Annotated in this window: 20 protein-coding genes and 1 pseudogene (1 of these 21 only partly in view); 10 read left to right on the forward strand and 11 right to left on the reverse strand. The window is 44.3% G+C overall.

The window, feature by feature from the left end:
* Together hutU and hutC are read right to left on the reverse strand one after the other, a co-directional pair.
* Window positions 1-808 (reverse strand): annotated as a pseudogene (gene hutU / locus CKO50_RS00675) (urocanate hydratase) (it extends 867 nt beyond the left edge of the window).
* Window positions 809-965: 157 nt separating this feature from the next.
* Window positions 966-1,727 carry a histidine utilization repressor gene (gene hutC, locus CKO50_RS00680; RefSeq protein ID WP_010368955.1) on the reverse strand — a complete coding sequence of 254 codons (762 nt, stop codon included), beginning with the start codon at window positions 1,725-1,727 and terminating at the stop codon, window positions 966-968.
* A gap of 111 nt (window positions 1,728-1,838) precedes the next feature.
* Between hutC and hutI the strand changes: the two genes are divergently transcribed.
* Window positions 1,839-3,062 (forward strand): imidazolonepropionase, encoded by a 1,224-nt coding sequence (hutI, locus tag CKO50_RS00685; RefSeq protein WP_095726610.1) that lies wholly within the window; start codon window positions 1,839-1,841, stop codon window positions 3,060-3,062.
* Window positions 3,063-3,086: 24 nt separating this feature from the next.
* Entirely contained in the window at window positions 3,087-4,871 is a 1,785-nt protein-coding gene (locus tag CKO50_RS00690; RefSeq protein ID WP_095726611.1) for an EAL domain-containing protein, read from the forward strand.
* A gap of 44 nt (window positions 4,872-4,915) precedes the next feature.
* On the opposite strand, the gene CKO50_RS00695 is transcribed toward CKO50_RS00690, so the two are convergent.
* Window positions 4,916-5,971 (reverse strand): formimidoylglutamase, encoded by a 1,056-nt coding sequence (locus CKO50_RS00695; protein ID WP_095726612.1) that lies wholly within the window; start codon window positions 5,969-5,971, stop codon window positions 4,916-4,918.
* An 18-nt stretch (window positions 5,972-5,989) separates the two neighbouring features.
* Window positions 5,990-6,493 carry a ribonuclease E activity regulator RraA gene (gene rraA / locus CKO50_RS00700; RefSeq protein WP_010607046.1) on the reverse strand — a complete coding sequence of 168 codons (504 nt, stop codon included), beginning with the start codon at window positions 6,491-6,493 and terminating at the stop codon, window positions 5,990-5,992.
* Window positions 6,494-6,651: 158 nt separating this feature from the next.
* On the opposite strand from rraA, the gene CKO50_RS00705 reads away from it, so the two are divergent.
* The 4 genes from CKO50_RS00705 (at window position 6,652) to CKO50_RS00720 (ending at window position 11,054) form a co-directional block, all read left to right on the forward strand.
* The gene (locus CKO50_RS00705; protein ID WP_095726613.1) at window positions 6,652-7,176 is read left to right on the forward strand and encodes a phosphatase PAP2 family protein; all 525 of its coding nucleotides are present in this window, start codon (window positions 6,652-6,654) and stop codon (window positions 7,174-7,176) included.
* The gene (locus CKO50_RS00710) at window positions 7,173-8,225 is read left to right on the forward strand and encodes an MJ1255/VC2487 family glycosyltransferase (protein WP_095726614.1); all 1,053 of its coding nucleotides are present in this window, start codon (window positions 7,173-7,175) and stop codon (window positions 8,223-8,225) included. The genes CKO50_RS00705 and CKO50_RS00710 overlap by 4 nt, the downstream gene beginning before the upstream one ends.
* A gap of 105 nt (window positions 8,226-8,330) precedes the next feature.
* Window positions 8,331-10,211, forward strand: a complete 1,881-nt coding sequence (locus tag CKO50_RS00715) for a methyl-accepting chemotaxis protein (protein ID WP_095726615.1) — start codon at window positions 8,331-8,333, stop codon at window positions 10,209-10,211.
* Window positions 10,212-10,505: 294 nt separating this feature from the next.
* Window positions 10,506-11,054 carry a hypothetical protein gene (locus CKO50_RS00720; protein ID WP_095726616.1) on the forward strand — a complete coding sequence of 183 codons (549 nt, stop codon included), beginning with the start codon at window positions 10,506-10,508 and terminating at the stop codon, window positions 11,052-11,054.
* A gap of 2 nt (window positions 11,055-11,056) precedes the next feature.
* On the opposite strand, the gene CKO50_RS00725 is transcribed toward CKO50_RS00720, so the two are convergent.
* The 5 genes from CKO50_RS00725 to priA all read right to left on the reverse strand — a co-directional run bounded on the left by CKO50_RS00725 (window position 11,057) and on the right by priA (window position 16,125).
* Complete coding sequence (locus tag CKO50_RS00725) at window positions 11,057-11,431, reverse strand: gamma-butyrobetaine hydroxylase-like domain-containing protein (protein ID WP_095726617.1); 375 nt, start codon at window positions 11,429-11,431, stop codon at window positions 11,057-11,059.
* 49 nt (window positions 11,432-11,480) lie between these two features.
* Complete coding sequence (gene hslU, locus CKO50_RS00730; RefSeq protein ID WP_095726618.1) at window positions 11,481-12,809, reverse strand: HslU--HslV peptidase ATPase subunit; 1,329 nt, start codon at window positions 12,807-12,809, stop codon at window positions 11,481-11,483.
* Window positions 12,810-12,820: 11 nt separating this feature from the next.
* Complete coding sequence (gene hslV, locus CKO50_RS00735) at window positions 12,821-13,339, reverse strand: ATP-dependent protease subunit HslV (RefSeq protein ID WP_095726619.1); 519 nt, start codon at window positions 13,337-13,339, stop codon at window positions 12,821-12,823.
* Window positions 13,340-13,409: 70 nt separating this feature from the next.
* The gene (locus CKO50_RS00740) at window positions 13,410-13,940 is read right to left on the reverse strand and encodes an SPOR domain-containing protein (RefSeq protein WP_010368930.1); all 531 of its coding nucleotides are present in this window, start codon (window positions 13,938-13,940) and stop codon (window positions 13,410-13,412) included.
* Window positions 13,941-13,953: 13 nt separating this feature from the next.
* The gene (gene priA, locus CKO50_RS00745; protein WP_095726620.1) at window positions 13,954-16,125 is read right to left on the reverse strand and encodes a primosomal protein N'; all 2,172 of its coding nucleotides are present in this window, start codon (window positions 16,123-16,125) and stop codon (window positions 13,954-13,956) included.
* Between the two features lie 214 nt (window positions 16,126-16,339).
* Here priA and rpmE point away from each other — a divergent pair, with 214 nt between their 5' ends.
* Together rpmE and CKO50_RS00755 are read left to right on the forward strand one after the other, a co-directional pair.
* Window positions 16,340-16,555: a 50S ribosomal protein L31 gene (gene rpmE, locus CKO50_RS00750; protein WP_010607053.1), complete on the forward strand. Its 216-nt coding sequence runs from the start codon at window positions 16,340-16,342 to the stop codon at window positions 16,553-16,555.
* A gap of 771 nt (window positions 16,556-17,326) precedes the next feature.
* Window positions 17,327-18,568: a malic enzyme-like NAD(P)-binding protein gene (locus CKO50_RS00755; protein WP_095726621.1), complete on the forward strand. Its 1,242-nt coding sequence runs from the start codon at window positions 17,327-17,329 to the stop codon at window positions 18,566-18,568.
* 80 nt (window positions 18,569-18,648) lie between these two features.
* On the opposite strand, the gene metJ is transcribed toward CKO50_RS00755, so the two are convergent.
* Window positions 18,649-18,969, reverse strand: coding sequence for a met regulon transcriptional regulator MetJ (gene metJ, locus CKO50_RS00760; RefSeq protein WP_010368921.1), 321 nt, complete (start codon window positions 18,967-18,969; stop codon window positions 18,649-18,651).
* Between the two features lie 344 nt (window positions 18,970-19,313).
* Between metJ and metB the strand changes: the two genes are divergently transcribed.
* Both metB and metL read left to right on the forward strand, forming a co-directional pair.
* Window positions 19,314-20,522: a cystathionine gamma-synthase gene (gene metB / locus CKO50_RS00765; RefSeq protein WP_095726622.1), complete on the forward strand. Its 1,209-nt coding sequence runs from the start codon at window positions 19,314-19,316 to the stop codon at window positions 20,520-20,522.
* 4 nt (window positions 20,523-20,526) lie between these two features.
* Window positions 20,527-22,875, forward strand: a complete 2,349-nt coding sequence (gene metL, locus CKO50_RS00770) for a bifunctional aspartate kinase/homoserine dehydrogenase II (RefSeq protein ID WP_095726623.1) — start codon at window positions 20,527-20,529, stop codon at window positions 22,873-22,875.
* A gap of 75 nt (window positions 22,876-22,950) precedes the next feature.
* Here the strand turns inward: metL and CKO50_RS00775 are convergent, their stop codons facing one another.
* Window positions 22,951-25,407, reverse strand: coding sequence for a penicillin-binding protein 1A (locus CKO50_RS00775; protein WP_095726624.1), 2,457 nt, complete (start codon window positions 25,405-25,407; stop codon window positions 22,951-22,953).
* Between the last annotated feature and the right edge of the window lie 25 nt (window positions 25,408-25,432).

The raw sequence follows: 25,432 nt of genomic DNA on the forward strand, positions 1-25,432 counted from the left end.
CGTGCGCAGAAGTTTGATCGGTCACTACGTCAGGCGTGATATTGCGCTCAACCAATTCAGCATAAACATCCGCTGCATTGCCCAGCAGGCCAACTGATACCGGTTGCCCTGCAGCCTTCGCTTCATCAATGATAGCTAACGCATCATCAAGTGTGGTTGCCTTTCGGTCCACATAACGTGTGTTAAGACGAAAATCGATTCGTGACTCATCACACTCAACAACGAGGGCGCTAAAGCCTGCCATTGTTGCCGCGAGTGGTTGTGCGCCGCCCATGCCGCCAAGGCCACCCGTTAAGATCCACTTGCCTTTTGCCTCACCATTAAAGTGTTGCTTTGCCATTGCTACAAAGGTCTCGTATGTGCCTTGTACTATGCCCTGTGAGCCAATATAGATCCAAGAACCAGCGGTCATCTGGCCGTACATCATCAGGCCTTTTTTATCGAGTTCGTTAAAGTGATCCCAGTTAGCCCAATGTGGTACTAAATTTGAGTTAGCAATTAATACGCGAGGAGCGTTGCTATGAGTTTTGAATACGCCAACAGGTTTACCCGATTGCACCAGTAAGGTTTCGTCTTCTTCTAAGCGGTCTAACGTTTCAACGATTTTATCGAAGCATGCCCAGTCGCGAGCGGCGCGGCCAATACCACCATAAACCACGAGTGCATTTGGGTGCTCAGCAACTTCAGGGTCAAGGTTATTCATCAACATGCGCTTTGCGGCTTCAGTAAGCCAGTTCTTTGCGGTAATGTCTGTACCTCGTGGCGCGCGGATCTCGCGGCTAGGGTCTAATCTTGGGTTATCACTCATTCTGCTCTCTCCTATTGTATATACAACCTAAGTGAAACGTCTAGTTGTTGCGATTGCTTAGTTTCGCTAGGTTGTTAGTCTATTTGTATTGCATGGCAATCTAGGCCGCCATGTCGTTTTAATTTACCTGTCGCGATGTTTGGCGACACTTTATGTGTTACGACCTTTGCTTAAAGGTAAGATGACCACCTAAGCGATATTTACTGCCAGGCGAAATTAATCTTGCGAAGCTAACAATCCCTTTTGCAGACCAAGTTCGGCGGATCATTTGTAAGCATGGTTCTTCATTATAAAGCCCAAGCCACTGGCAAACCTCTCGTGAGGGCATAACTGCTTCAACGGTGTGTCTAGCCTCTGTGAGTGGCGCGACTTGAGATAAATATTCATGAGGGGTAGTCAGTTCAAAGTTTTGGTCTAAATACTCCGGTGCCAACTGTGGATTGACAAAGCGCTCTTCGACTTGCAGTGGTTGTTCATTTTCATTATGTACAATTACGCTTCTATAGACTGGTGCGTCTGCTTCCACACCTAGTGCAATGGCGATAGGTGCTACTGCTGCAATAAGTTCAAGCGTTAGTACGGTGCATGAGTATTTGCCATTGCGTGCGTTGACCTCGTCGGCAATATTGCGGATCTCAAGTAACGAAGACTGAGATTTAAAACTGGCAACAAAAGTACCTAGACCTTGGCTACGAGTTAAAATTCCGGCTTCAGTTAGCTCGCTTAGTGCTCGTCTTGCGGTCATTCGGCTAACATTAAATTGGTCAGCTAACTCATTCTCCGACGGCACGCGCTCGTTTTCGAGCCAGCGCGCGGCACGAATATTATCGATAATATATTGTTTTATCAGCGCAAATTTAGGAAGCTCAGGCACAATTGTTGTCTCGAGTTCATATTTATGTAAATAAAGATGGCACACTTCTCTTGTATATACAAGTATCCCTGATAGACTCAATGAATAAATCTCGCAGTGAGCGAGTTTATTTTAATGTGTTGGCATATGGATTTGATTTAGATTAGGACAAGTATGATGTTAGAAGCCGATTTGCTTATTATCGATGTCAATATTGCAACTATGGATCCCAATTTGGATACCCCTTATGGTGCGATAGAAAACGCAGCGATCGCCATTAAAGATGGCAAAATTAATTGGTTAGGCCCTCGTAGTGAACTACCTGAGGTTGACGCCATTGCAACACCTATCCATAAAGCCAATGGCCAATGGTTGACCCCAGGGTTAATCGACTGCCACACGCATATTTTATTTGCAGGTTCTCGGGCCAACGAATTTGAGCAACGATTACTGGGGGCGTCATATCAAGAGATTGCCGCGCAAGGTGGTGGTATCGCAAGTACCGTTAAGGCGACACGATTAGCAGACAGAGAAACGCTTTATGTTAACGGTAAGAACCGTTTGAATAGTTTACTCAAAGAAGGGGTTACCACGGTTGAAAGTAAATCGGGTTACGGCCTTGATGTTGAAAATGAGCTAAAACTGCTAGAAATTAATCAACTACTTAATGAGCATCATCCGATTGATGTGCATAGCACGTTCTTGGGCGCGCATGCATTACCCCCAGAATACAAAGACAATAGCCAAGCCTACATTGATTTAGTCTGTGATGAGATGCTGCCACAAGTTGCTTCGCGTCAGTTAGCGACAGCTGTTGATGTATTTTGTGAGAACGTCGGATTTACTTATCAGCAAACCGAGCAAGTATTTACTCGAGCACAACAGTTGGGATTACAGGTTAAATGTCATGCTGAGCAGCTATCTAATCAACATGGCAGCGAGCTGGTGGCAAAGTTTAAAGGGCTTTCAGCGGATCATATTGAATATCTTGATGAAGCCGGTGTGGAAGCGATGGCGAAAGGGGATGTGACTGCGGTACTTTTACCCGGCGCTTTTTACTTCTTACGAGAAACGCAATTACCACCAATTGAGTTGCTCAGAAAGCACAAAGTAGCAATGGCACTTGCGAGCGACTTCAATCCAGGTACAGCGCCTTTGTGCTCACTGCGATTGATGCTAAATATGGCATGCACATTATTTAGGATGACACCGGAAGAAGCGCTTAGCGGTGTTACAGTTAATGCTGCGAAAGCCTTGGGTTTGAGCGATCGCGGAGTATTGAAAGTTGGAACACGGGCGGACTTAGCTTTATGGGAGATTACCCATCCTGCACAGCTAAGTTATCAATTTGGTGTAGCGGACCTGTCAAATTTGTGGATCTTGGGTAAACTTAATCAGTAATGATCCTTTAATAAGCAACAAATTATGCTTTCAATTTCAACAGCTAGTGGCGGAGCCACAGAATTATTGCTGTCTGAAGGAATAGCGATATTTATTACACCTATGATGGCTGGTATGGCCGGAGCCATTTTAATGGGGGTGTTAGCATTAATGCTACAGCGCCCCTCTGGTATGCTCAAGTTAGCTCACCTTAGCAGTGCAACATTTGCGATACTGCTCGCCTTTACGGGCAATATCACTATATTACATTTACTTACTTTGACGTTACTCCTTTATTTGTTCCATGGCTTACAGGAGCACAAAAGCGGCTTACTGCTGATAAGTGCGGCGGCGATAATCACTTTGGTAATGTGGACGGTATCTGAATATTTATGGGCATTTCCTGCCCAGCGTGGCGCAATTGTCATTGTGTTTATGTATATTCTTTTTCTTGCCTATCAAGCGTATAGCAGCGCAAATGAATTCGAATTGAAAGAACGCGATGATGACCACACCGAGCATGAAAGTTTGGGGTTACCTGGTCGGCAAAGTTTTAAACGTGCTTTTAATGAATTTCGCCAAACGGAAGGGAGCCCTTGTATGCTCGTACTTGTTCGTCTCATGGGTTTCGAGCAGGTGAATTTTCATTTAGGGCGTGAGTTTGGTGACTTGCTGTTAGCTCAGTCGGCTAATCGTATTGCACAACGTTTGCAATCTGGCGATGTTATGACTATCACTCATGGCAATGAAACTGCGAAAATGGCGCATCTAGGTGGCCTTAACTTTGCGTTTGTGTGTTCGTTAAAGCATGGGAGGCACTTTCATGAGCAGTTGATAGAAGAAATATCAAATAGCACTTTGAAGCCATTCAATGTTGGTAGTTGTACGTTAGAGATCATGATGCGTGCGAGTTACGTGAATTGCGATGAAGAAATGGGGCAGCTTGAGAACCTGATTTCTTGCGTGTTTTTAGCGCTGGATACACAGTCAGAAGCGCATCAATATGGCCAGCAACAGGTTGTTCCGTATCAGCAACGTATGCAAATCCATCGGCTGGAGCAACAGGTTAGGTTGTCGGAGTTAGCTAAAATCAACTTTAGATCTGAATTTGAGCTCTATTTTCATCCTGTCGTTCGTCATGAAGATAACAGCATTGAGTTTGTGGAATTACTGTTGCGTTGGCAGCATCCAAAGCAAGGGATTTTAAGTGCCAATGAGTTTATTGATGATATTCGTTTAGTTGGACTTGCCATTCCCGTTGCTGAATATGTACTAGAGCGTGCTTGCGAAATCGCATTGGCACTGAAAATGGAAGGGATCAGCGTTCCCATCAGTATTAATGTCTTTGGTGCTGAGCTCTTGAGCGAAAGCTTTATCGAGTTTATTGATTACACCATGCTCAACCATCAGTTAAGCTCTGGGGCTATCATTATCGAGTGTCCAGCTAGTATGCTTGCCGAACTAGATGAGCAAGAAATTGCGATGATCAGTCGTTTGAAGAACTTGGGTGTAAAAATGTGTGTCGATAGCTTTGGTGATGCGCCGCTGGTGCTCGCTAAATTACCGGCGCTGCGTTTTGAGTACGTAAAACTGTCGCGCAATATGACGCAAGAACCAGAGCATATGGGGCATACCAAATCCTTGGTAAAAGGCATTGTAGAGATGCATCAAGAAAAGCACTGTCGCGTGATTGGCGAGGGCATTGAATCTCTCGGGCAACTCGAGTTTGTAAAAAGCATTGGCACGGTGGCAGCGCAAGGGTTTTACTTTTCTCGACCACAGAACAGCAATATTTTGATCAGCTGGCTGAAACAGAGGCTGCCTCAATAACTAAGAATGGCTTACCGTTACATTGGTTTTGGCTACGACAGTGTTTAGCGTTTCTGTTGACGGGTACTTAAATAAGCATTCGCAAGGTTTGTTAGTATTTGACCACAATGTTCGATACCCGCCTGCTCACCGAGTGGGTGTCTAGCCGGGGCTGCTTCACATAAGTGCAAATATTTAGCATTTCGAGCCTGAGCCATACGGTAAACAAAATATTCGGCATCGCTACTTGTGAAACCTTGATAGGTCAGGGCGCTTGCAGGCATATCGACGATGGCATCAACGTCTAACTCTACGCCTAATGGAATGTCGCTTGGCATGGTCGCCAACGCTTTGTCGAGTGATGCGGATAAACTCTGAGTTTGTCTGGTTTTTATCGCTTGATAACTTGAAAATCCGAATCCTGCATTTTGCAATTGAGTAAGGATTGTTTGGTTATTTTTGTGCTCGTGCAAGCCGATGACATGATAATGCGACAAACTACCAGCTTGATGCGCGTAACTGAAGCCATTACCGCTATGTCGACCTTCACAAGCTCGAAAGTCAGCATGAGGGTCAAAGTTGATGGCACCAGCGGCACGCTTGCTGGCCTCAAAATGTGCCTGCAAAATACCAAAAGCATTATTGTGACCACCACCAATGATAATTGGCTCCAAGCCTGCAGCAAAGATAGGTGCTAGGGTTGCAATAACTTGGTTGTCGAGGTCTGCACAGAGAGTGCGTAGCTGCGCTAGCTGTTCGCTATTAGCGTTATCGAGCGATAGTGCACGCGTTTGAAAAGCATGGGTATCCACTTCGCCTAGCAACAAAACCTTATCGCCTGACAAAAACTGGTTATCGGGCTGATTCAAAAAGCGTTTTAAGAAGGCTTGCCAACCAAGCTCGGCACCGCCTTGCCCGCAATTGGCGCGCGGACCTATATCCTCGGGGATCCCCAACAACACGTAACGGATCCCAAATTGGGCCGCGTCTCTAAGCGAAGCCGCGTAGTCATGATTACATTGTAAAAAGCTTATACTTTGCCAAATTCTGGTTTCACCGGCTCTTGCACTGACAAAAGTGGCAATATCGCTTTCATCATATATGCGGACTGCTGTACTCATGACTGTTACTTATAGCGCTTAATTGTCTTCGTTATCATCTTCTAAAATTAACTCTTCCGCAGAGATGATAATGCCCGTGGAGTCGGCGTAAACAAAATCATCTTCGTAAAAAGAGACACCTGCGAAATTAACGGGAATGCCAACTTCACCGCTACCACTGCTATCTGCTGCCACTGGGATAGAAGCGATTGCTTGAATGCCAATATCGCTTTCTTCTAGTTCATCAACATGGCGCACCGCGCCGTAAACGATGATGCCTTGCCAGTTGTTCTCGACCGCCAGCTCAGCTAAATCAATATCAACCAGTGCACGACGAGTTGAACCACCACCATCAACGAGCAGCACACGACCAGTACCGTCTTGTTGTAGTACATCTTGGATCTGCTCATTGTTTTCAAAACATTTGACGGTAGTGATACGACCACTAAATGACGTCTGGCCGCCAAAATTGATGAACATAGGCTCTAGCACATCAACCACATCAGCAAAGTGGTCACAAAGATCAGAAGTGCTGTATTCCATATTGAATCCTCGAATATTGATTGTCGATAACCAGTATACTCTCATACTTGTGCTTAGCAATGCTTTGATTCAACTTACATATTTGTGTCTTAAAAGTGTCACCCATTTGTTATTTTGCTCTTCTATGCTGATATTGTGAGCAATTAGGCGTGACTCGAATGATGAAAGCAAAACTAGCCGAGCTAGACACTGCATTATACTTTGTAGTGTTTTGCCCTAAACCAAGAAACTGGTTTAGATTGATAGCATTAGGTCTATCCAAAAGTGGCAACGGTGGACTCTATGTGTTGGTAGCAATTGCGTGTGCTCTTTTTATGGAGCAGCTAGGTCAGCAGTTAGCACTCACCGTGATTTTGGCCTTTGTAATTGAAAGGCCGCTTTACTTCTATCTAAAAAATCGTTTTGCACGATTACGACCATGTGACTGCTACGCAGTGAAAGCTCTACTAACGCCGAGTGATAAATTTAGTCTGCCTTCGGGGCATAGTGCTGGAGCTTGGCTATATGCAACATGCTTGATGGAGCAAATTCCACTGGCTGCTTTTCCATTGATGATTTGGGCTTCAGGGGTGTCATTGTCACGCGTAATTGTAGGGGTACATTATCCACTTGATGTGGTGCTTGGTGCGGCAATGGGTGTCGCCTGTGCAAGTTTAGCGATAGTGATATTAGGAAACGTATGAAAATACTATATGGTGTTCAAGGAACGGGAAATGGTCATACGACTCGGGCTCGGGTAATGGCAAGTTGCTTTCGCAACATGGGAGTTTCTGTTGACTACTTTTTTTCTGGACGTCCTTCGGAAAATTACTTCGATATGCATGATTTTGGTGATTATCGCAGTTGCCGAGGGTTGTCATTTGTTACCGAGCGTGGCCAGTTAAATCGCTTAAAAACTTTCCAATCGCTCAAGTTTGGTGAGTTTATTCGCGACGTAAAAAAGTTAGATGTATCAGGTTATGATTTGATCTTTAACGACTTTGAGCCTGTTAGTGCGTGGGCTGGAAAGCTGGCGAAGGTTCCGGTGATAGCAATGAGCCATCAAGCGTCATATTTATATGATGCTGTTCCACAATTTGCCGTACAGCCTTGGCACAAAGCCCTGATCCGGTATTTTGCGCCAGCAGATATTCATCTTGGGGTACACTGGCAACCGTTTGATAAGCATATTATTCCGCCTTTTATTCCTTATGAGGCAGAGCAGGAACAGTGTGCATCGATAATTAATAAAGTCTTGGTCTATCTGCCGTTTGAAGCATTGGATAGCATTATTGAGTTGTTAAAAGACTTCCCCGATAAGGAGTTTTACTGCTATCACCCAGCTGCCGAAAATGCTTCTTTGCAACATATTCATCTGAGAAAACCGAGTCGTTCTGGGTTTATTCAGGACTTGAAAAATACTAGTGGTGTAATTGCAAATGCTGGGTTTGAGCTTTCTAGTGAAGCGTTAAAACTCGGCAAAAAACTGCTACTTAAGCCATTAGGTGGTCAATTTGAACAGCAAAATAATGCGCAGACGCTATCCGAGCTTGGTCACGCCCAAGTGATGAATTATCTCAATGCTGGGGCGCTGGAAGAATGGCTGCGAACAGGCGCGAAAGCATCGTTTTATTTTCCATCCGATCCTAGCTTGCTAGTGGACTGGTTGATAGGGGGCCAATGGCACAATATTGATTTATTGCACAATCAACTCTGGAACGGTGTTAATAATTTGCATGTAAAAGCGGCGTAAATGTAATGGTTTGCAATATAAACCCAGAATAATTACCTATTATGAGGCAAGGTAGAAAGGCTTCAGCTATACTTTAGCCAGTCTATTAATATTGTAGGTAAGCCGATGGCGGTATTAGAAAATCTGACTATCAGACGTCGTTTGCAAGTGAATGCATTAGTGGTAGGGATTGCCTTGGTTGTTATGTTAATTATGATCATGTACGAAGCTCGTACTATGCTTAAATTGAATGAAACCATTCAATATGCAGAAGAGCTCGACATTCATGAATTGGCAATGCGCAAATATGAGAAAAACTTCCTTTTTTACAAGCAAGTAGATGCACTTGATGAGTTTGAAAACGAGTATCGTGAGCTACAAACTAAGCTCGCTTTGTTGCAAGGTACTTTTTCTGATTTTGATATCGATTTAGGTCGGATCAACGAGTTTGAACGCTTAGCAAAAAGCTATTACGATGATTTTCAAAAAGTGGTGCAGTTACAAAAAACGATTGGTTTGCACCCAAAAGATGCGCTTTACGGTGAGCTTCGCGGTGCGGTACACGAAGTAGAAACACTGTTGAAAGAGCAGCAGAACTATCAACTCCTTTCAACTATGCTGCAGCTTCGCCGAGCTGAAAAAGACTTTATGTTACGTTTTGATATCAAATACTTGAAACGGTTTGACGAGCTAGTTGCGCAGTTTTCTCAGGAGATTCGCAGCGCTGGATTTAATGCTCAATATCAATCGACATTGCTTAGCTTACTGAACACCTATCAATCCAAATTTGCGAGTTTGGTTAAAGCTCAAGAAACACTTGGCTTAGATTTAACGAGTGGTGCGTTAGGTAAGATGAAAGTGAGTGTTGAAAAAAGTGATGCGGTAGTCTCTGAGGTTGTAGAACAGGCAAAAACAGAGATTAAAGAAAACGTAGATCAAACTCAAATGCTCGCCATTGGTGTATTTATTGTGGCTAGTATTATCGTGATGACACTCGTACTATCGACCAGTCGCTCAATCATTCAACCCGTAGAGCGTGTTTATCAAACCATTGAACGCATTCGCCGTGAAAACAATTTAAGTCTGCAAATTGAGCAAAGCGGCAACGACGAAATCACGATTATGACCCGTGATTTTAATAGCTTAATTTCTGACTTTAGAGATCTCATTGCAGATGTGAATGGAGCATTGGCAACCATTAATGAAGCCACGGATCATTTAACGGAGACAACTGCTCAAACGAGTACTGGTATGGCTGAGCAGTTGCACGAAGCGGATATGGTCGCAACCGCTGCGACCGAGATGCAAGCGACGATCCAAGACATTTCTCATAATACGGGTGAAGCGGCGCATAAAGCCGAGACAACGAATGAAAATGCGCAACAAGGTCGCCGTGAGGTCACAGCAACAATTGAGCACATCATGCAGTTATCGGAATCGTTAGGTGGTGCTTCAAGCGTTGTTGCTCAGTTAGAGCGTGACGGTGAAACCATTGGCTCGGTGTTGGATGTGATCCGTGGTATTGCAGAGCAAACAAACTTACTTGCGCTAAACGCTGCCATTGAAGCCGCGCGCGCAGGTGAGCAAGGTCGCGGTTTTGCTGTTGTGGCGGATGAAGTTCGGTCGCTTGCGCAGCGTACTCAAGACTCCACGCAAGAAATCGAAAGCATCATTTCTACGCTGCAACAGCGTACACGAGAAGTGGTGAATATCATGGATCAATGCCGTGAGCAGGGTAATGAAAGTGTGTCGCAAGCTGAAAAAGCAGGGGAGTTGCTCAGTATGATCACGCAAGATGTACAAACTATTATGGAAATGAGTACCCATATTGCGACGGCAATTGATGAGCAAAATCAAGTTGCTTCTGAAGTAAACAAGAATGTAGTAAAAATCAGAGATATTGCACAGAGTGCTTCTGAGCATGCACATTCTAACGCACAAAGCAGTGAAGAAGTTGCAGAGCAAGCGCGCGTATTACACGAAGCCGTTGCTAAGTATCAGGTATAAATACCAATTCAACCTAAGGTTCTTCTTTATGTCAAAGCCCCACTTAATTTATTGTGGGGCTTTTTATTTAACCTGAGGTTTGGATAAGAAATGAACTAGCTTATTATTTTTAAAGTTCAGGTTGATTGCCATTTTGAATATTGAGAAGCATATTGCATTTAAAGTGATTCTATTCAACATCGTGAGTAATATGCACTGTTGCAGAAATTTTCCGTATCGTCTTGGGTAGGGGTTTGTATCTTTAAAAGGTATGTTTTATAAAAAGAAAATCATATGTTAAAAAGGAATATTTAAATGAAACTTTCCACACGTAATTCTTGTATCCGGGGGCTATTTTTACTTTTGGCTATGGGAAACTTTTCTGTTCAAGCCTCGATGCTATGCAGAGATAGCTTTGATACTTTACGCAATAACATGACTAATATGAATTATAAAAGCTTTGATCAAACACCTAACTCTGGGTGGCGAGTACTGTATAATCAGGGTTGTTATTTAGAAGCTGCAGTGCTCATTGAGCAATATAAAACCATTACTGGAGAGCAGCAAGCAAGTTTGCAATGGCATCTATTTCAGAATTACGCGATGGCGGGAAAGCGAGAAAAGGCGATAGAGGATGGAGAGGCAATTCTGCTCTCTGCGAAGAATAACCCTGCCGAGTTCCTTTGGGTAGAGTATATAGCTGCGAGCGTTGCGTTTTTAAAAGAAGATAGAGTGACACCAATGAAGATGCGTAACAAACTGGCGGCACAAGCTAATTTCTTCCCCAATAAGATGAATCTAAAAGTTTTAGATAGCTTGGTCGATAATATCAAATCTTCGTATCAGTCTGCTTATCAACAGTAAATTTAAGGCACAAACTTGATAGGTACGCTGTCCTTTTGGGTTTTATACTCTTCTACCGCGTTTACGTATTCTTGCCACAGCGCATCGTGTTGCGTGGCTAAAGTGTATAAGTATTGCCAGCTGTAGAGCCCTGAGTCGTGGCTATCATCAAAAACAAAGCGTGCAGCATAGTGACCAACGGGCTCAATTTTCTTTATGGTGACATTCTGTTTGTTTAGCACGAGTTGCTTTTGCGCTGGACTATGTCCTTGCACTTCGGCTGATGGTGAATGTGTTCGTAAGAATTCGGCACTTAGCGTAAAACAGCGGCCGTCCTCAAAATAAACATCGAGCACTTTACTGAGTGTATGATAATGAAGTTTGGTGACTTGATACATAATTGGTATAACTCAAAAAGCGGAGCAAGGCTCCGCTTTTGATTTTAATTTACAGAATGAAGCGGCTTAAATCTTCATCCTGAACAAGCATGTCTAAATGCTGTTCAACGTAGGCGGCATCAATCGTCAAGGTATCACCGGCCTTTTCACTGGCATCGAATGAAATCTCTTCCATCAGTTTTTCCATCACAGTGTGAAGGCGGCGCGCACCGATGTTTTCAGTTTTCTCGTTGACCTGATATGCAGCTTCAGCCAGTTTGGTGATAGCGTCATCGGTAAAGTCGATAGTGACGTTTTCTGTTTTCAGTAGCGCTTGTTGCTGCTCTGTAAGAGATGCATTTGGCTCAGTTAGAATACGTTTGAAATCACCCGCAGTCAGTGCTTCTAGTTCAACGCGAATAGGTAAACGACCTTGTAGTTCAGGGATTAAATCCGACGGCTTGGCCATTTGGAACGCACCTGACGCGATAAATAAAATGTGGTCGGTTTTTACCATGCCGTGTTTAGTATTAACGGTTGAACCTTCGATAAGTGGTAGTAAGTCGCGTTGTACACCTTCACGGCTAACATCTGGGCCAGAAGATTCTCCGCGCTTACAAATTTTATCGATTTCATCAATAAACACGATACCGTTTTGTTCAACTGACTCAATAGCTTGCTCTTTAAGCTCTTCTGGATTAACAAGCTTTGCAGCTTCTTCTTCAATCAATAGCTTAAGTGCTTCTTTAATTTTCAGCTTACGGTTCTTTTTCTTGTCACCCGACATGTTTTGGAACATGCTCTGTAGCTGGTTGGTCATTTCTTCCATACCAGGAGGAGACATGATCTCAACATGAGGTGCCGTTTCTGCGATATCGATCTCAATTTCTTTGTCGTCTAACTGACCTTCACGTAGTTTCTTACGGAATACTTGACGTGTTGACGAATTTTCATTTGGCTGAGACTCACCCCAAGCGTCTTTTGCTGGTGGTAATAGTGCATCTAAAATACGCTCTTCGGCGGCTTCTTCAGCGCGGAATTTGAATTTTTTAGTTTGTTGTTCACGTGTTAGCTTAAAAGAAACTTCGACTAGATCACGGATGATGGTTTCAACTTCTTTACCAACATAACCCACTTCGGTGAACTTAGTCGCTTCTACTTTGATAAATGGTGCGTTAGCAAGCTTTGCTAGACGGCGGGCAATTTCAGTTTTACCCACACCCGTTGGGCCGATCATCAAAATATTTTTTGGTGTAACTTCTGCACGCAACTCTTCATCAAGCTGCATACGACGCCAACGGTTGCGCAGTGCAATCGCGACGGCTTTTTTGGCTTTGTCCTGACCGATAATGTGTTGATCAAGCTCGTGCACAATCTCTCTTGGAGTCATAGCTGTCATGACGAGTCCTATTACAATTCTTCGATAGTTTGGAAATTATTGGTAAATACGCAGATATCACCAGCGATCTTCAGGCTCTTTTCCACGATTTCTTTCGCACTTAAGTCGGTATTTTCAAGTAGTGCGGTTGCAGCCGCCTGTGCGAAATTACCACCACTGCCGATAGCAATAAGGTCATGCTCTGGCTGCACCACATCGCCGTTACCTGTGATGATAAGCGAGGCGGTTTCGTCGGCTACCGCAAGTAGGGCTTCAAGCTTTCTTAATGCTCTGTCGGTACGCCAGTCTTTTGCCATTTCTACGGCTGCTTTAGTGAGATGGCCTTGGTGCATCTCAAGCTTTGCTTCAAAGCGTTCAAATAATGTAAATGCATCAGCTGTACCGCCAGCGAAACCTGCCAGTACTTTACCATTGTATAGACGGCGTACTTTACGTGCGTTGCCTTTCATAACTGTGTTACCAAGCGAAACTTGGCCATCACCGCCGATAACCACTTTGTCATCGCGACGAACACTAACGATGGTAGTCATAGTAATCCTTATCTGGGCTTGTGCCCGTGTAACTCTAGATTAGTAGGAAATATGGGTGGACTTATAAAAATCAAGTCCAGCCCCAAATCCCGCAGCCAAATATCCCAACACGCTGCAATTTGTTTTTATCGCTTTCCGCTAAACGCTTGGTATCGTAGGGGCCAAGACGGACACGATACCAGACACCGTTACTCCCTTCGGTACGGCGGATCTCCGCGATTAGTCCAGCAAACGCAACTTTGGCTTTCATGGCTTCGGCTTGGCTATGGGTTCTAAATGAACCACACTGCATTTGATAGGGACCTTTGCTCTCGATCTCTTTAACTTCGACCTTAATTTCATGATTTTTAATTTCTTCAATGAACTCAGGTGGGCGAGGCTTTGGTTTACTAACCTTTTGCTCGGCAACTGGGTGCGGGTTTTTGGCTTGCTCTACTTCTTTAGGATCGGCATTGGTTTTTATAAACCAAAGACCGTAGGCAAACCCACCGATCAGTAGAAATGCAAAAATAGCAGCAATAACAGGAAATTTCGCCGATTTTTCTGGCTTGTCTTTCCCCTTGCCTTTAGGTTTCTTATTGATGTAATCGTGCTGTGCCATAGGTTATTTGATTTTAATAGCTATCCATTGGATCAACATCTATGCTCCAGCGTACTCGATTGGCAGACTCATGCGTAGCGATATAGTGCGCAAGTTGCGAAAGGTAGTCCCGCAGCACAGTGCGTTGTTGTGCGTGTATATGTAATTGATATCTGAACTTTCCAGCTATTCGTTCAAGTGGTGCTGGAATTGGACCCAGCAATTGTATACCAGGATAGGGGGTAGCTGGAACCAAATCCGATAAAAAGCGCAATACTGTATTTATATTTGTTGCCTCGGCGCGGATTATAGCTAAGTGTGCGAAGGGAGGAAGCATTGCTTCTTCACGCTCTTGTAAGGCATATCGCGCAAAGTCGCCGTAGCCGTTATTGATTAAATCTTGCAATAATGGGTGTTCTGGAAAATGCGTTTGCAATAATACAGTTCCTGCTTCACCGGCGCGTCCGGCTCGTCCAGCAACTTGCGTAATAAGCTGCGCCATTTGCTCGGTTGCTCTAAAATCACAAGAGTAAAGCCCTGAGTCCACATCCAAGATAATCACAAGACTGACATCGGCAAAGTGATGGCCCTTGGCAAGCATTTGAGTGCCGACCAGAATTCGCGCGCCACCTTGATTAATTTCTTCAAGGGCGCTTTCAAGGCTGCCTTTACGGCGCGTAGAATCTCGATCAATGCGAGTGACGGGAATATCAGCGAAGCGTTCGCTTAAAAACCCTTCGAGTTGTTCTGTACCGAGTCCTGTCGGCATGATTTGGGTGCTGCCGCAATCTGGACACTGTCTAGGTACAAAGTCCTGCTCACCGCAATGATGGCATACCAAGCGGTTCATATTTTTATGGTACGTGGCGCTGGTAGAGCAATGTTTACAGGTATTAAGCCATCCGCATTCGTGACACATCAATGTGGGTGCAAAACCCCGACGATTTAGAAACACCATAACCTGCTTTCCGCGAGCGAGTGTTTTTTCCATCCAATGTAAGCTCATTGGTGAAAACCCGCCTTGTTCTGGCTGACCTTTCATGTCTACAAGGTGAAATTGGTTATCGTGCTGGGTCTGCGCTCGTTTACTCAGTGTGACGAGTTGATATTTGTTGGTAATGGCTTTGTGTAATGTTTCTAATGCCGGTGTTGCGGTTCCTAAAAGCAAAGGGCAGTGTGCCTGATGCGCTCTAAATGCAGCGAGATCTCTGGCGTGATAGCGCAGGCCTTCTTGCTGTTTAAACGAGTTGTCGTGCTCTTCGTCAACGATGATCATGCCGAGATTTTGAAATGGCAAAAAAATGGCCGAGCGAGTACCGATAACCAAAGCGCTCAGACCCTTTTCGGCGCGACGCCAAGTATGTAGGCGCTCGTTATCGGTTAGATTTGAGTGCCATAAATCAATGGGTAGATTATTAAAGCGTTTTTTGAAGCGGTTGACCGTTTGTGGTGTGAGCCCAATTTCAGGCACCAAGATCAGTGCTTGTTTACCCGCTTTTATTATGTTTTCAAGGCTCTGTAAGTAGACTTCGGTTTTACCACTTCCCGTTACACCTTCGATTAAAAAGGTACGGTAACCGACTTGTGCATTGACGGCGCTGCAAATAGTCGCTTGTTGGTCGTTTAGGCGTGGCTTTTCGCCTAGCTGTAATTCGTTTTTCGACCAATCACTATCATGCTCAATAGATTGTGAGATAAGCGCTTTTTCTTCCAATGCTTTAATTGTTTGGCTAGCAAATCCGAGCGCTTTGAGTTCGCTTAATTTTATTGCGCCACCTTCATATAATTGAGAAAGCAGTGCTTGTTGCTTTTTGGCTCGCAGTGTTGGTAGTTTCTGCCCTTTTTCCGTTAATCTGACGACAGGGATCTGAGTTTTGTCTGGGCTTCCACCATCTCTGAGTACTGCCGGTAGTGCTGTAAATAAGGTATCGCCAATTGGATGACAGTAATACTGGGAGACAAAGTGTAAAAAGCTAAGTTGTGCTTGATTAAAGACAGGATGCTCGTCCAACACCTCAATAATTTGCTTGAGTTTTTCTTTTGGTACATCGGTGTCGTCTTTTTTAGCAAGCGCAATCGCTGTGCAACGACGGTTGGCAAAATTGACGGTGACTCTCATTCCTGCTTCAACTTGCATGGTTGGTGCTAGCAAATAGTCGAATGTTCGGTGCAGTGGCAGCTTTAAAGCTACTTCAAGAATGAGCATGTATTACAATTCCATAAAGTGAGCGCAGTGACGAAGTATATACCTAAGGCGGTACGAATTGAAAACGTACTCTGCGACGGCGATAAAAAACTCTGAAATATTGCTTGTAGATTGTTCAGTTAAGCACTAAAATACGCGTCCACATTTTTGTATAACTACGTATGGTGCCAGACTTCGGGTTTGGAGAGCGATACGGCCTTAACTAGAGGTTGCTATGAAAGAAGGTATTCACCCTAATTACGAGACGATCACTGCATCGTGCTCTTGCGGTAACAAGTTCGAAACTCGTTCAACGCTATGTAAAGATATTCACCTAGACGTATGTTCTGCATGTCACCCGTTCTACACTGGTAAGCAGAAGATCCTTGACACAGGTGGCCGTGTAGATCGCTTTAACAAGCGTTTCGGTGCACTTAGCAGCAAGAAGTAATCTTGTTGGTCTAGTCGAAAGAAGCACCTTAGGGTGCTTTTTTTGTGCCTGTTTGAAAATACCTTCCCGATTTATACATCCTGTTCTTCATCAACATACAGACCGTCAGTCATCCCGTCTTATTGTGACTTTTACTCTTCTAAAATAAAAAACTTGCCAGTTTGGCAGCAAAACTTTACTGATCTTTTAGGTAGAGTAAAAACTCTATTTAGTAGATAAATACTGAACATTTACGAACTTAAGTTGTGAAAATAATCAAAGCTCATATAGTAAATAGTATCAGGTATGAGCACTTTATATAAACTAAAGTCAATATATTGCGATTAAATGTCGCTATCTTGACGTTAAAATTAGTTAAGTTGCTATTTTTTTATTGTTTTTATGGTTGGTGTACATTTGTGCTAATTTTCTACATTTCGAGTTCGTTTTAGGGTTTTATTTTTTAAGTTTTAGCCATTTTATTTGTGAAATATTTCTTAAAATTGAGCTTATCTTCTCGGAAAAGTATAGAAAATACCGTGCTAGTGGATAGACCTGATTTTACTTGAATAATGAGCAAAACTCGGTATTGTGTGAATACGGTCGATTAACTATATGTCCTATTGACATACCGCGACAGCAAAGCACATACGCTTGTTGAGTGGTTGAATGTCGTCGCTCATATAGTTAATCGCACTGTGTGTTGCTCTAACCTGCCTGATAGGTTGCCAACATTCAGAATGCGAACGTTTACCACACTCTCACATTAACTTCGTAGGAAAATATCGCGCCATGACAGATTTTCGTCAACAAGCTCTAGATTATCACGAGAAGCCCGTTCCAGGTAAAATCAGTGTTGAACTCACTAAACCTGCCGAGACCGTAAAAGACTTAGCACTTGCATACAGCCCTGGTGTTGCAGAGCCAGTACGTGAAATCGCGGCTGATCCGGCGAATGCATACCGTTACACGGGTAAGGGAAATATGGTTGCGGTGATCAGTAATGGTACGGCAATTCTTGGCTTGGGTAATTTAGGTCCTTTGGCATCAAAGCCTGTTATGGAAGGTAAGGCACTATTATTTAAGCGTTTTGCGGGTCTTGATTCAATCGATATCGAAGTTAAGCACAATACCACCGAAGACTTCATCAATACGGTGGCAAATATTGCAGACACGTTTGGCGGTATTAACCTTGAAGATATTAAAGCGCCTGAGTGCTTTGAAATTGAGCGCGCGCTAATCGAACGTTGTGACGTTCCTGTATTCCATGATGATCAGCACGGCACCGCAATTGTAACTGCTGCGGGTATGCTGAACGCGTTGGAAATCCAAGGTAAAGATATTCACGATGCGATTATTGTGTGTCTTGGCGCGGGAGCAGCCGCTATCGCTTGTATGGAATTATTGATCAAGTGTGGCGCCCAACGTGAACACATCTATATGTTGGACAGAAAAGGCGTGATCCATACTCGTCGTGATGACCTAAATGAATACAAAGAGCTGTTTGCAAACAACACGGATAAGCGTACGTTACAAGATGTGATTGCGGATGCGGACGTATTTGTTGGTGTTTCTGGCCCAGACTTACTTTCTGCTGAAGATCTAAAGTTAATGGCTGACAAGCCCGTGGTATTCGCTTGTTCTAACCCAGATCCAGAGATCAGTCCTGAAGTTGCACACGGTGCACGCAATGATTTGATCATGGCGACAGGTCGCTCAGATTATCCAAACCAAGTAAATAACGTGCTGTGTTTCCCGTTTATCTTCCGTGGTGCGCTTGATGTACGTGCAACCGCTATCAATGACGAGATGAAGATTGCAGCGGTTGAAGCAATTAGGACGATTGCGAAAGAGCCTGTGCCTGCCGACGTGTTAAAAGCGGCTGACGTGGATAGCCTTGAGTTTGGTCCTGAGTATATTATTCCAAAACCAATGGACCCGCGTTTGTTACCTCGTATCGCAAAAGCGGTTGCAGTAGCTGCAATTGAATCAGGCGTGGCACAAATCGATATGCCAGCTGGATATATGGAATAATAAAATTGATATCATCCAAATGAAAAAAGCCTCGATTGAGGCTTTTTTTGTATCTGTTTCCCAGAACGAGAGAGTAATCATCACTCTTCGTTTATTTCTGGGATCTCCAAACCGCGTTCTTCCATTATTTGTCTTACCTCTAACGGAATTCGCTCTGGGTTATCTTTTCTCAAGTCTTCATCGCTCGGCAGTGGCTGACCTGTGAAGGCATGTAGAAACGCCTCACATAAAAGCTCACTGTTCGTGGCATGACGTAAGTTATTCACTTGGCGACGTGTACGCTCATCAGTTAGCACTTTGAGTACATTCAGAGGTATGCTCACCGTGATCTTTTTTACTTGCTCTGCTTTCTTACCGTGTTCTGCATATGGGTGAATATACTCACCGTTCCATTTTGCCATAATTGTGTACTTGCCTCAGTTACATCAATGCCAATATGACTGGGTTCTGGTCTACATTATTCACCAACCGCATGAATATAGGGATAACCTTACAAATTAAAGATAAATCCCAAACTCAAATAGATGAACAAACTAATCCGCCATAGCGAGATAGAAGAATCTCTGCCATAGTTTTCAATAACTCAGTCGTATTAGCAACGCCTAGAGTGGCGAAATTTTATCGGTTTAAAAAAGATAGTCAAATACTAGTTATTTAGCCATTTAGCAGTATAAATGTTTTGACTTCTAGTTTCTGTTGCTCTAACCTTTTAGACGTCTAAACATCCAACTATCTAGGTGACCTTATGAGTCAAGTTAACAAATCAACGGTTGCAGTGCGTCACGGTATAGAAGCTGATAAAGCACATGGGGCGGTAGTGCCACCGCTTTACCTTTCTACCACCTATTCTTTTGCTGATTTTGATACCAAACGCGACTACGATTATGGCCGCAGCGGTAACTTTAATCGTGATGTGCTTGCTCAGGCACTTACCGAACTTGAAGGTGGCGCTCGTGGTATTATTACCGCGACTGGCATGGCAGCCGTTCACCTAGTAACTCAGTTGCTTAACCATGACGATACNCATGACTGTTACGGTGGTAGCTATCGCTTATTCACATCACTTGCAAAGCGTGGACTACTCAAATTAGCCGTCTTGGATCTCACGCAACCAGAAAGTCTTGCACAGCTGCAGCAGATCAAACCTAAATTAGTTTGGATTGAAACACCAAGTAACCCCATATTAAGGCTAACGGATATAGAAGCTGTCGTAAATGCAGCGCACGCTGTAGGGGCTTTGGTCGCCGCTGATAACACCTTCTTGTCTCCTGCACTACAAAATCCCATTACCTTTGGCGTGGATGTAGTCGTGCATTCAACCACTAAATATATCAATGGTCATTCAGATGTTGTGGGGGGCGCGGTGATCGCACGTACACAGGAGTTGGGTGATGAGTTAGCTTGGTGGGCGAATAATATCGGTATTACAGGTGCACCTTTTGATAGTTACCTTACTCTACGTGGACTGCGCACCTTAAACGTGCGTTTACGCCAGCATCAAGAAAATGCTCAGCTGATTGCGGAGTATTTAGAAAAGTCGCCGTATGTTAGCCAAGTTTATTACCCTGGCCTTGAGTCGCATCCTCAACACGAACTTGCGAAAAAACAACAGCTCGGCTTTGGTGGCATGGTGAGCTTCGATATCAAAGGCGATTTGCACACATCTGCGAAGTTTTTAACGTCTCTAACGCACTTTTCATTGGCTGAATCTTTAGGTGGGGTTGAGAGTCTAATTTGCCATCCTGCGACGATGACACATGCAGGAATGGATCCGCAAGCGCGTTTGGAAGCGGGGGTGGGCGACACGTTGATTCGTATTTCTGTAGGCATTGAAGATGCACAGGATCTCATTGCAGATCTGGAATCAGGATTTGCATGTATTGATGAAAGTCAGGCGAGTGATGATGCTAAGTCATTCAAATTAACGCCTGCACATACAGTAGCGTTGTGGTGAGTAAATGGCAAGAGTAGTACATAAGTTTGGTGGTTCGAGTTTAAGCTCGCCAGAGCGTTATCAGGCGGTTGCCAAGATAGTGTTAGAGCAATGTCAGCTAGGTGACAGTGTTGTGGTTTCTGCTGCAGGAAAAACAACGAATACCCTAGTGAAGTTATGGCAAAGTTTTGAGCAGCAAGATGTTCGCGCATTCAACGATGTTTTATTACAAGTTGAAAATCATCAACGTGAATTAATTGATGCCTTGTTTGTAGGTGAACAACACAGTGTGTTACTCAAACAGCTTGTCAATGAGCTGCAAGCAATCGCTTTAGGACGAGAAGAACAGCAGCTTCACTACGCGAGTTTACTTGCACATGGAGAGCTATGGTCGGCTCGTATATTAGCAAACTACCTAAGCTCTCAAGGTGTTGAAGCCAAAGCTGTCGACGCTCGTAGGTTATTCGTACAACAAGAGGGAGTGTTACTCCACGCCCATAACAAAGAAGCGTGCTATCGCGCCATTGATGACCACGCTATCTATATTGTTACCGGTTTTATTGCTGCAAATGCACAAGGTGAAACGGTGACTTTAGGCCGAAATGGCAGTGACTATAGCGCAACTTTGTTGGCAAGTTATCTTGATGCGGCTCAAGTATCAATTTGGACGGATACAACTGGTGTGTTCAGCACAGATCCACGTAAAGTCGCTAATGCCATAAAATACACTAAAGTATGTCGTGGCCAAGCTGAATTACTCGCACGATTAGGTAATCCGGTACTGCATGCAAAAACGCTGTCTCCACTTAAAGATACCGACATAAAACTACAAGTTCGTAGCAGCTTTGATGCCGATGCGCTTGGCACTGAGATAGTAAAGGCAGGCTATAGCAAAGAGAAGCGCTTTATTACCACTTTTGGACAACTTGACCTGTTACGCGTTGAGCAGCTAAAAAGTGGTGAAGTGAAACAGCTAAGCCAGCTTATTCAGCATAGCATTCATCATTTTGTTAAAGGTGGAGAGGCACACTTACTGGTGCCATCTGAGTTTAGCCATGTTGTGATCAAAGCGCTGGATTCGCGAGCCAATATTATTGAGTCGCAAGTACAAGGCTTTGCTATTGTTGCCCCAAGTCAGGATGTTGCTGGCTTACATCAGCAAGCACTGGAATTATTGGATGAACATGCGATTGTCACCCGTTTTGTGCTGCAAGAGCGCCATTACAGCTTAGTGTTAACCGATCAAGCAATTGATAGCGATCTACTTGCTATATTGCACGAACGTTTGGTCAATAAAGGCAGAGAGCTTGCTGTGATTGTAGCTGGTGTTGGCAATGTGGGTGAAGTGTTTATCGAACAATGCAAAAGCCAAGTCGCTAAGCTGAGTGAGCACTTTGATCTTAAGTTGGTTGGCTTACTGCGTTCTAAGCAAATGTTGTTCTGTCCAAGCGGGCTGAACTTAGCATCGTGGCAACAGCAATGGCAAAATGAGGCCATCGACTACAATGAAGCAGAGCTATTCACTCGTATTAAAGAGCTAGATTACGAGCATAAAGTGGTGGTTGATATTACTGCGAGCGAGCGTTTCAGTGAGTTGTATCCGCAGTTTGTTGAACATGACTGTCATTTGATCAGCGCCAACAAATATGCCGGCACGGCACAACAAGGTTGGTACTCCAAGCTGCGTCAGCAGTTACAAGAGCGTAACCTGTTATGGCGTTACAACACCAGTGTTGGCGCAGGTCTACCCATTAACTTTGCGTTGGCTGATCTGCAAAATAGTGGCGATGAAGTGGTGAGAATTGAAGGCGTCTTTTCCGGCACTTTATCTTGGCTGTGTAGTCGCTATGATGGTTCTGAAGCATTTTCTGAGCTAGTGCTCGGGGCGCAAGAGCTTGGTTTTACTGAGCCCGATCCGCGCGAAGACCTATCTGGCCGTGATATGCAGCGTAAGCTTTTGATTTTAGCAAGAGAGTTAGGCATTGAACTTGAGCTTGACGATATTGAATTAGAGGCGTTAATGCCTGAGTCATTGAGTGTGGGTTCATGGCAAATGTTTTTAGAAAATCGCCAGCAACTCGATGACTTTTATACGACACACCATGCAAAGGCCACAGCGAATGACGCTGCGCTTCGTTATACTGGCGCGCTTGAAATTGCAAGCAATGGCAAAGTATCTGCAAAAGTAGGCATTGCACAGGTATCAAATGGCTCGGCAATCGCGAATTTAACACCGGGTGATAATATTTTTGTGATCCACACTAAATGGTATGACCAAAACCCGCTGGTGATCCAAGGCCCAGGGGCAGGTAAAGAAGTGACAGCAGCAGGAATACATTCCGATTTATTTTGGCTGACGCAAAATCTAAAATAACTCTTTTAAGAAAATAGATATAATACAACTGGTATCAGACAAAAATGCCGATACATCTGTATCGGCATTTCTATTTTAGAATAATTCTTCGTGAGTCGGTAGCGGCGCGGTATCGTCAAACGGTGTGCTGCTATCTGTATCTAATACGTATTTGGTTGGGGCCGTACCTTGTTCGAAATACTCAAACCGAGATGTGTAATCGTTCTTGCGAGACAAAAGCCCTGTCTTTAAGTCAATCCGAGTTGAAATAAGCCCAGGAGGCGGCTCTATCGGAGCCAAAGGCTCGTCTTTAAGCGCCTCACGCATAAAGTCTATCCAAGCAGGTTGTGCTGAAATCGCTCCGGCTTCTGCGCCAACAAGTTGATTATTACCAAGGTTAGCGTTGTAGGCTGCACGACCCAAAGATTTACTCGCATCGTCGAAGCCAACCCAAACTGTAGTGAGGACATTACGGTTAAAGCCCGTGAACCAAGTATCTACCGAGTCGTTGGTGGTCCCCGTTTTTCCAGCAAGGTCACGACGTTTTAACCACTGACCACGCCAGCCTGTACCGCTCCAGCCTGTATCGTGTTTCCAGCTACCGCCACCCCAGATAGCACTGTGAAGCGCATCAGCAATTAGAAATGCGTTTTGCTCTGAGATCACTTGCGGTGCACAGCGCTCTGGTTGCTCTTCCAGCTGCTGCTCATCGCAGACCAATAACGGCTCTGCCAAACCCAGCTCGGTACCGAATGAGTCGGTAATTTTATCAATAAAATACGGCTCAATCAGGTGACCACCGTTGGCAAAAGTAGCCATGCCGCGCGCCATTTCAAGAGGAGTCAATGCGGCACTACCGAGCGCCAATGATTCACTACGGTTAATATCTGCGTCTTGGAAACCAAATTTAAGCAAATGATCAGCGGCCTTATTTATGCCAACGCCTTTGATCAAACGAACAGATACCACGTTTTTCGATTGTGCAAGCGCTCGGCGAATACGGATGGGGCCGTTATACACTTCAGGGCTATTTTTTGGACGCCAAGCTACGCCAACGCTTCTGTCCCAATGATTAATCGGGGCATCATTAAGAATGGTGGCTAGGGTATAGCCATTTTCTAATGCGGATGAATAAATAAAGGGTTTGATGTTTGAACCCACCTGACGCTTAGCTTGGGTTGCACGATTGTATTGGCTAAGCTCAAAACTGTAGCCACCCACAATTGCCTTTACACGTCCATCCTGGGGATCGAGTGAGACAAGAGCACTGGATGCCTGCGGCAACTGACTTAACATCCAGCCGTCGTCTTGTTTGCGGACATACACTTGCATGCCCGGCGTGAGGATATCTGCGGTTGTTTTTGGTGGTAGGCTTTGGCGCGTCTCACTGATGTATTGTCTGGCCCAACTTAAGCCTGACCATTCCAATGTAATTTGTTCACCGGTTTTTAAGAGTAGGCCGGCGGTTTTTTCTGCAATGCTTAGCACGACAGCGGCTTTTAACGGTCCAATTTCATTGACCTTTTTAAGGCGAGTAATAATGCCTTCACGACTTAGCGGCGATTCCATTTCAGCTTGCCAATAGGTTTCTTCTGCGCCTCTAAAGCCGTGACGCATATCGTAGGCATGTAAATTATCAACTAATGCATGCTGAGCAGCCTGTTGCATGTCAGATTCCACACTGGTGTAAACTTTCATACCTGAGTTATAAGCTTTATCAGTACCGTAGCGTTCGACCATATAGGCACGAACCATTTCAGAAATATAAGGTGCATAAAGCTCGATTTCGGCACCATGGAATTTAGCCGTGATGGGAGCTTGTGTCGCCTCATCATATTCTGCTCGGGTAATATACTTTTCTGCAAGCATTCGCCCGAGCACAACATTCCGGCGCAATTGCGCGCGCTCAGGATTACGAATTGGATTTAACGCAGAGGGGGCTTTTGGCAGACCTGCAATCATTGCCATTTCTGCTAAAGTTAACTCTGATAGTGTGCGGCCGTAATAGACTTGCGCAGCTGCACCAATACCAAAGGCGCGATTACCCAGTTCAATTTTGTTTAAGTAAAGCTCAAAAATTTCATCTTTCGTTAATAGCCGCTCAATATGCAGTGCAATAAAGATTTCTTTCACTTTACGAATATAGGCTTTCTCTCTTGTTAAGAAAAAGTTTCTGGCAAGTTGCATGGTGAGCGTACTGGCTCCCTGCTTTTTTTGTCCTGTGGTGATAAGCACTAAAGCGGAGCGGACGATACCTATCGGGTCTACGCCGAAATGATCGTAAAAACGGTTATCTTCGGTCGCTAAGAATGCCTTTCGCATGGGGAGTGGAACATCCTGCAAACGTACAGGGATCCTGCGCTTTTCACCAAACTGGTTGATGAGTTTTCCGTCTCGTGTAAAGACTTGCATGGGTGTTTGTAGTTGAACATCTTTCAAAACTTCTACACTTGGTATGTCAGATTTGACATAATAATAAAGACTGATAAGTGTCAACACGCCTAAGAGGGTACAAACAAAAACGAATTGTAAAAATCTTTTCAATAATTTCACGGAATTATCCCTAGTTAGACTCCCA

Origin of the sequence: Pseudoalteromonas sp. HM-SA03 (genome assembly GCF_002289345.1) — a bacterium.
GTDB lineage: Bacteria > Pseudomonadota > Gammaproteobacteria > Enterobacterales > Alteromonadaceae > Pseudoalteromonas.

What these genes read in the sequence shown, in the direction of transcription:
- hutI (WP_095726610.1), top strand. Translation starts at nt 1,839, where the DNA reads ATGTTAGAAGCCGATTTGCTTATTATCGATGTCAATATTGCAACTATG.
- CKO50_RS00690 (WP_095726611.1), top strand. Translation starts at nt 3,087, where the DNA reads ATGCTTTCAATTTCAACAGCTAGTGGCGGAGCCACAGAATTATTGCTG.
- CKO50_RS00695 (WP_095726612.1), bottom strand. Translation starts at nt 5,971, where the DNA reads ATGAGTACAGCAGTCCGCATATATGATGAAAGCGATATTGCCACTTTT.
- rraA (WP_010607046.1), bottom strand. Translation starts at nt 6,493, where the DNA reads ATGGAATACAGCACTTCTGATCTTTGTGACCACTTTGCTGATGTGGTT.
- CKO50_RS00705 (WP_095726613.1), top strand. Translation starts at nt 6,652, where the DNA reads ATGATGAAAGCAAAACTAGCCGAGCTAGACACTGCATTATACTTTGTA.
- CKO50_RS00710 (WP_095726614.1), top strand. Translation starts at nt 7,173, where the DNA reads ATGAAAATACTATATGGTGTTCAAGGAACGGGAAATGGTCATACGACT.
- CKO50_RS00715 (WP_095726615.1), top strand. Translation starts at nt 8,331, where the DNA reads ATGGCGGTATTAGAAAATCTGACTATCAGACGTCGTTTGCAAGTGAAT.
- CKO50_RS00720 (WP_095726616.1), top strand. Translation starts at nt 10,506, where the DNA reads ATGAAACTTTCCACACGTAATTCTTGTATCCGGGGGCTATTTTTACTT.
- CKO50_RS00725 (WP_095726617.1), bottom strand. Translation starts at nt 11,431, where the DNA reads ATGTATCAAGTCACCAAACTTCATTATCATACACTCAGTAAAGTGCTC.
- hslU (WP_095726618.1), bottom strand. Translation starts at nt 12,809, where the DNA reads ATGACAGCTATGACTCCAAGAGAGATTGTGCACGAGCTTGATCAACAC.
- hslV (WP_095726619.1), bottom strand. Translation starts at nt 13,339, where the DNA reads ATGACTACCATCGTTAGTGTTCGTCGCGATGACAAAGTGGTTATCGGC.
- CKO50_RS00740 (WP_010368930.1), bottom strand. Translation starts at nt 13,940, where the DNA reads ATGGCACAGCACGATTACATCAATAAGAAACCTAAAGGCAAGGGGAAA.
- priA (WP_095726620.1), bottom strand. Translation starts at nt 16,125, where the DNA reads ATGCTCATTCTTGAAGTAGCTTTAAAGCTGCCACTGCACCGAACATTC.
- rpmE (WP_010607053.1), top strand. Translation starts at nt 16,340, where the DNA reads ATGAAAGAAGGTATTCACCCTAATTACGAGACGATCACTGCATCGTGC.
- CKO50_RS00755 (WP_095726621.1), top strand. Translation starts at nt 17,327, where the DNA reads ATGACAGATTTTCGTCAACAAGCTCTAGATTATCACGAGAAGCCCGTT.
- metJ (WP_010368921.1), bottom strand. Translation starts at nt 18,969, where the DNA reads ATGGCAAAATGGAACGGTGAGTATATTCACCCATATGCAGAACACGGT.
- metL (WP_095726623.1), top strand. Translation starts at nt 20,527, where the DNA reads ATGGCAAGAGTAGTACATAAGTTTGGTGGTTCGAGTTTAAGCTCGCCA.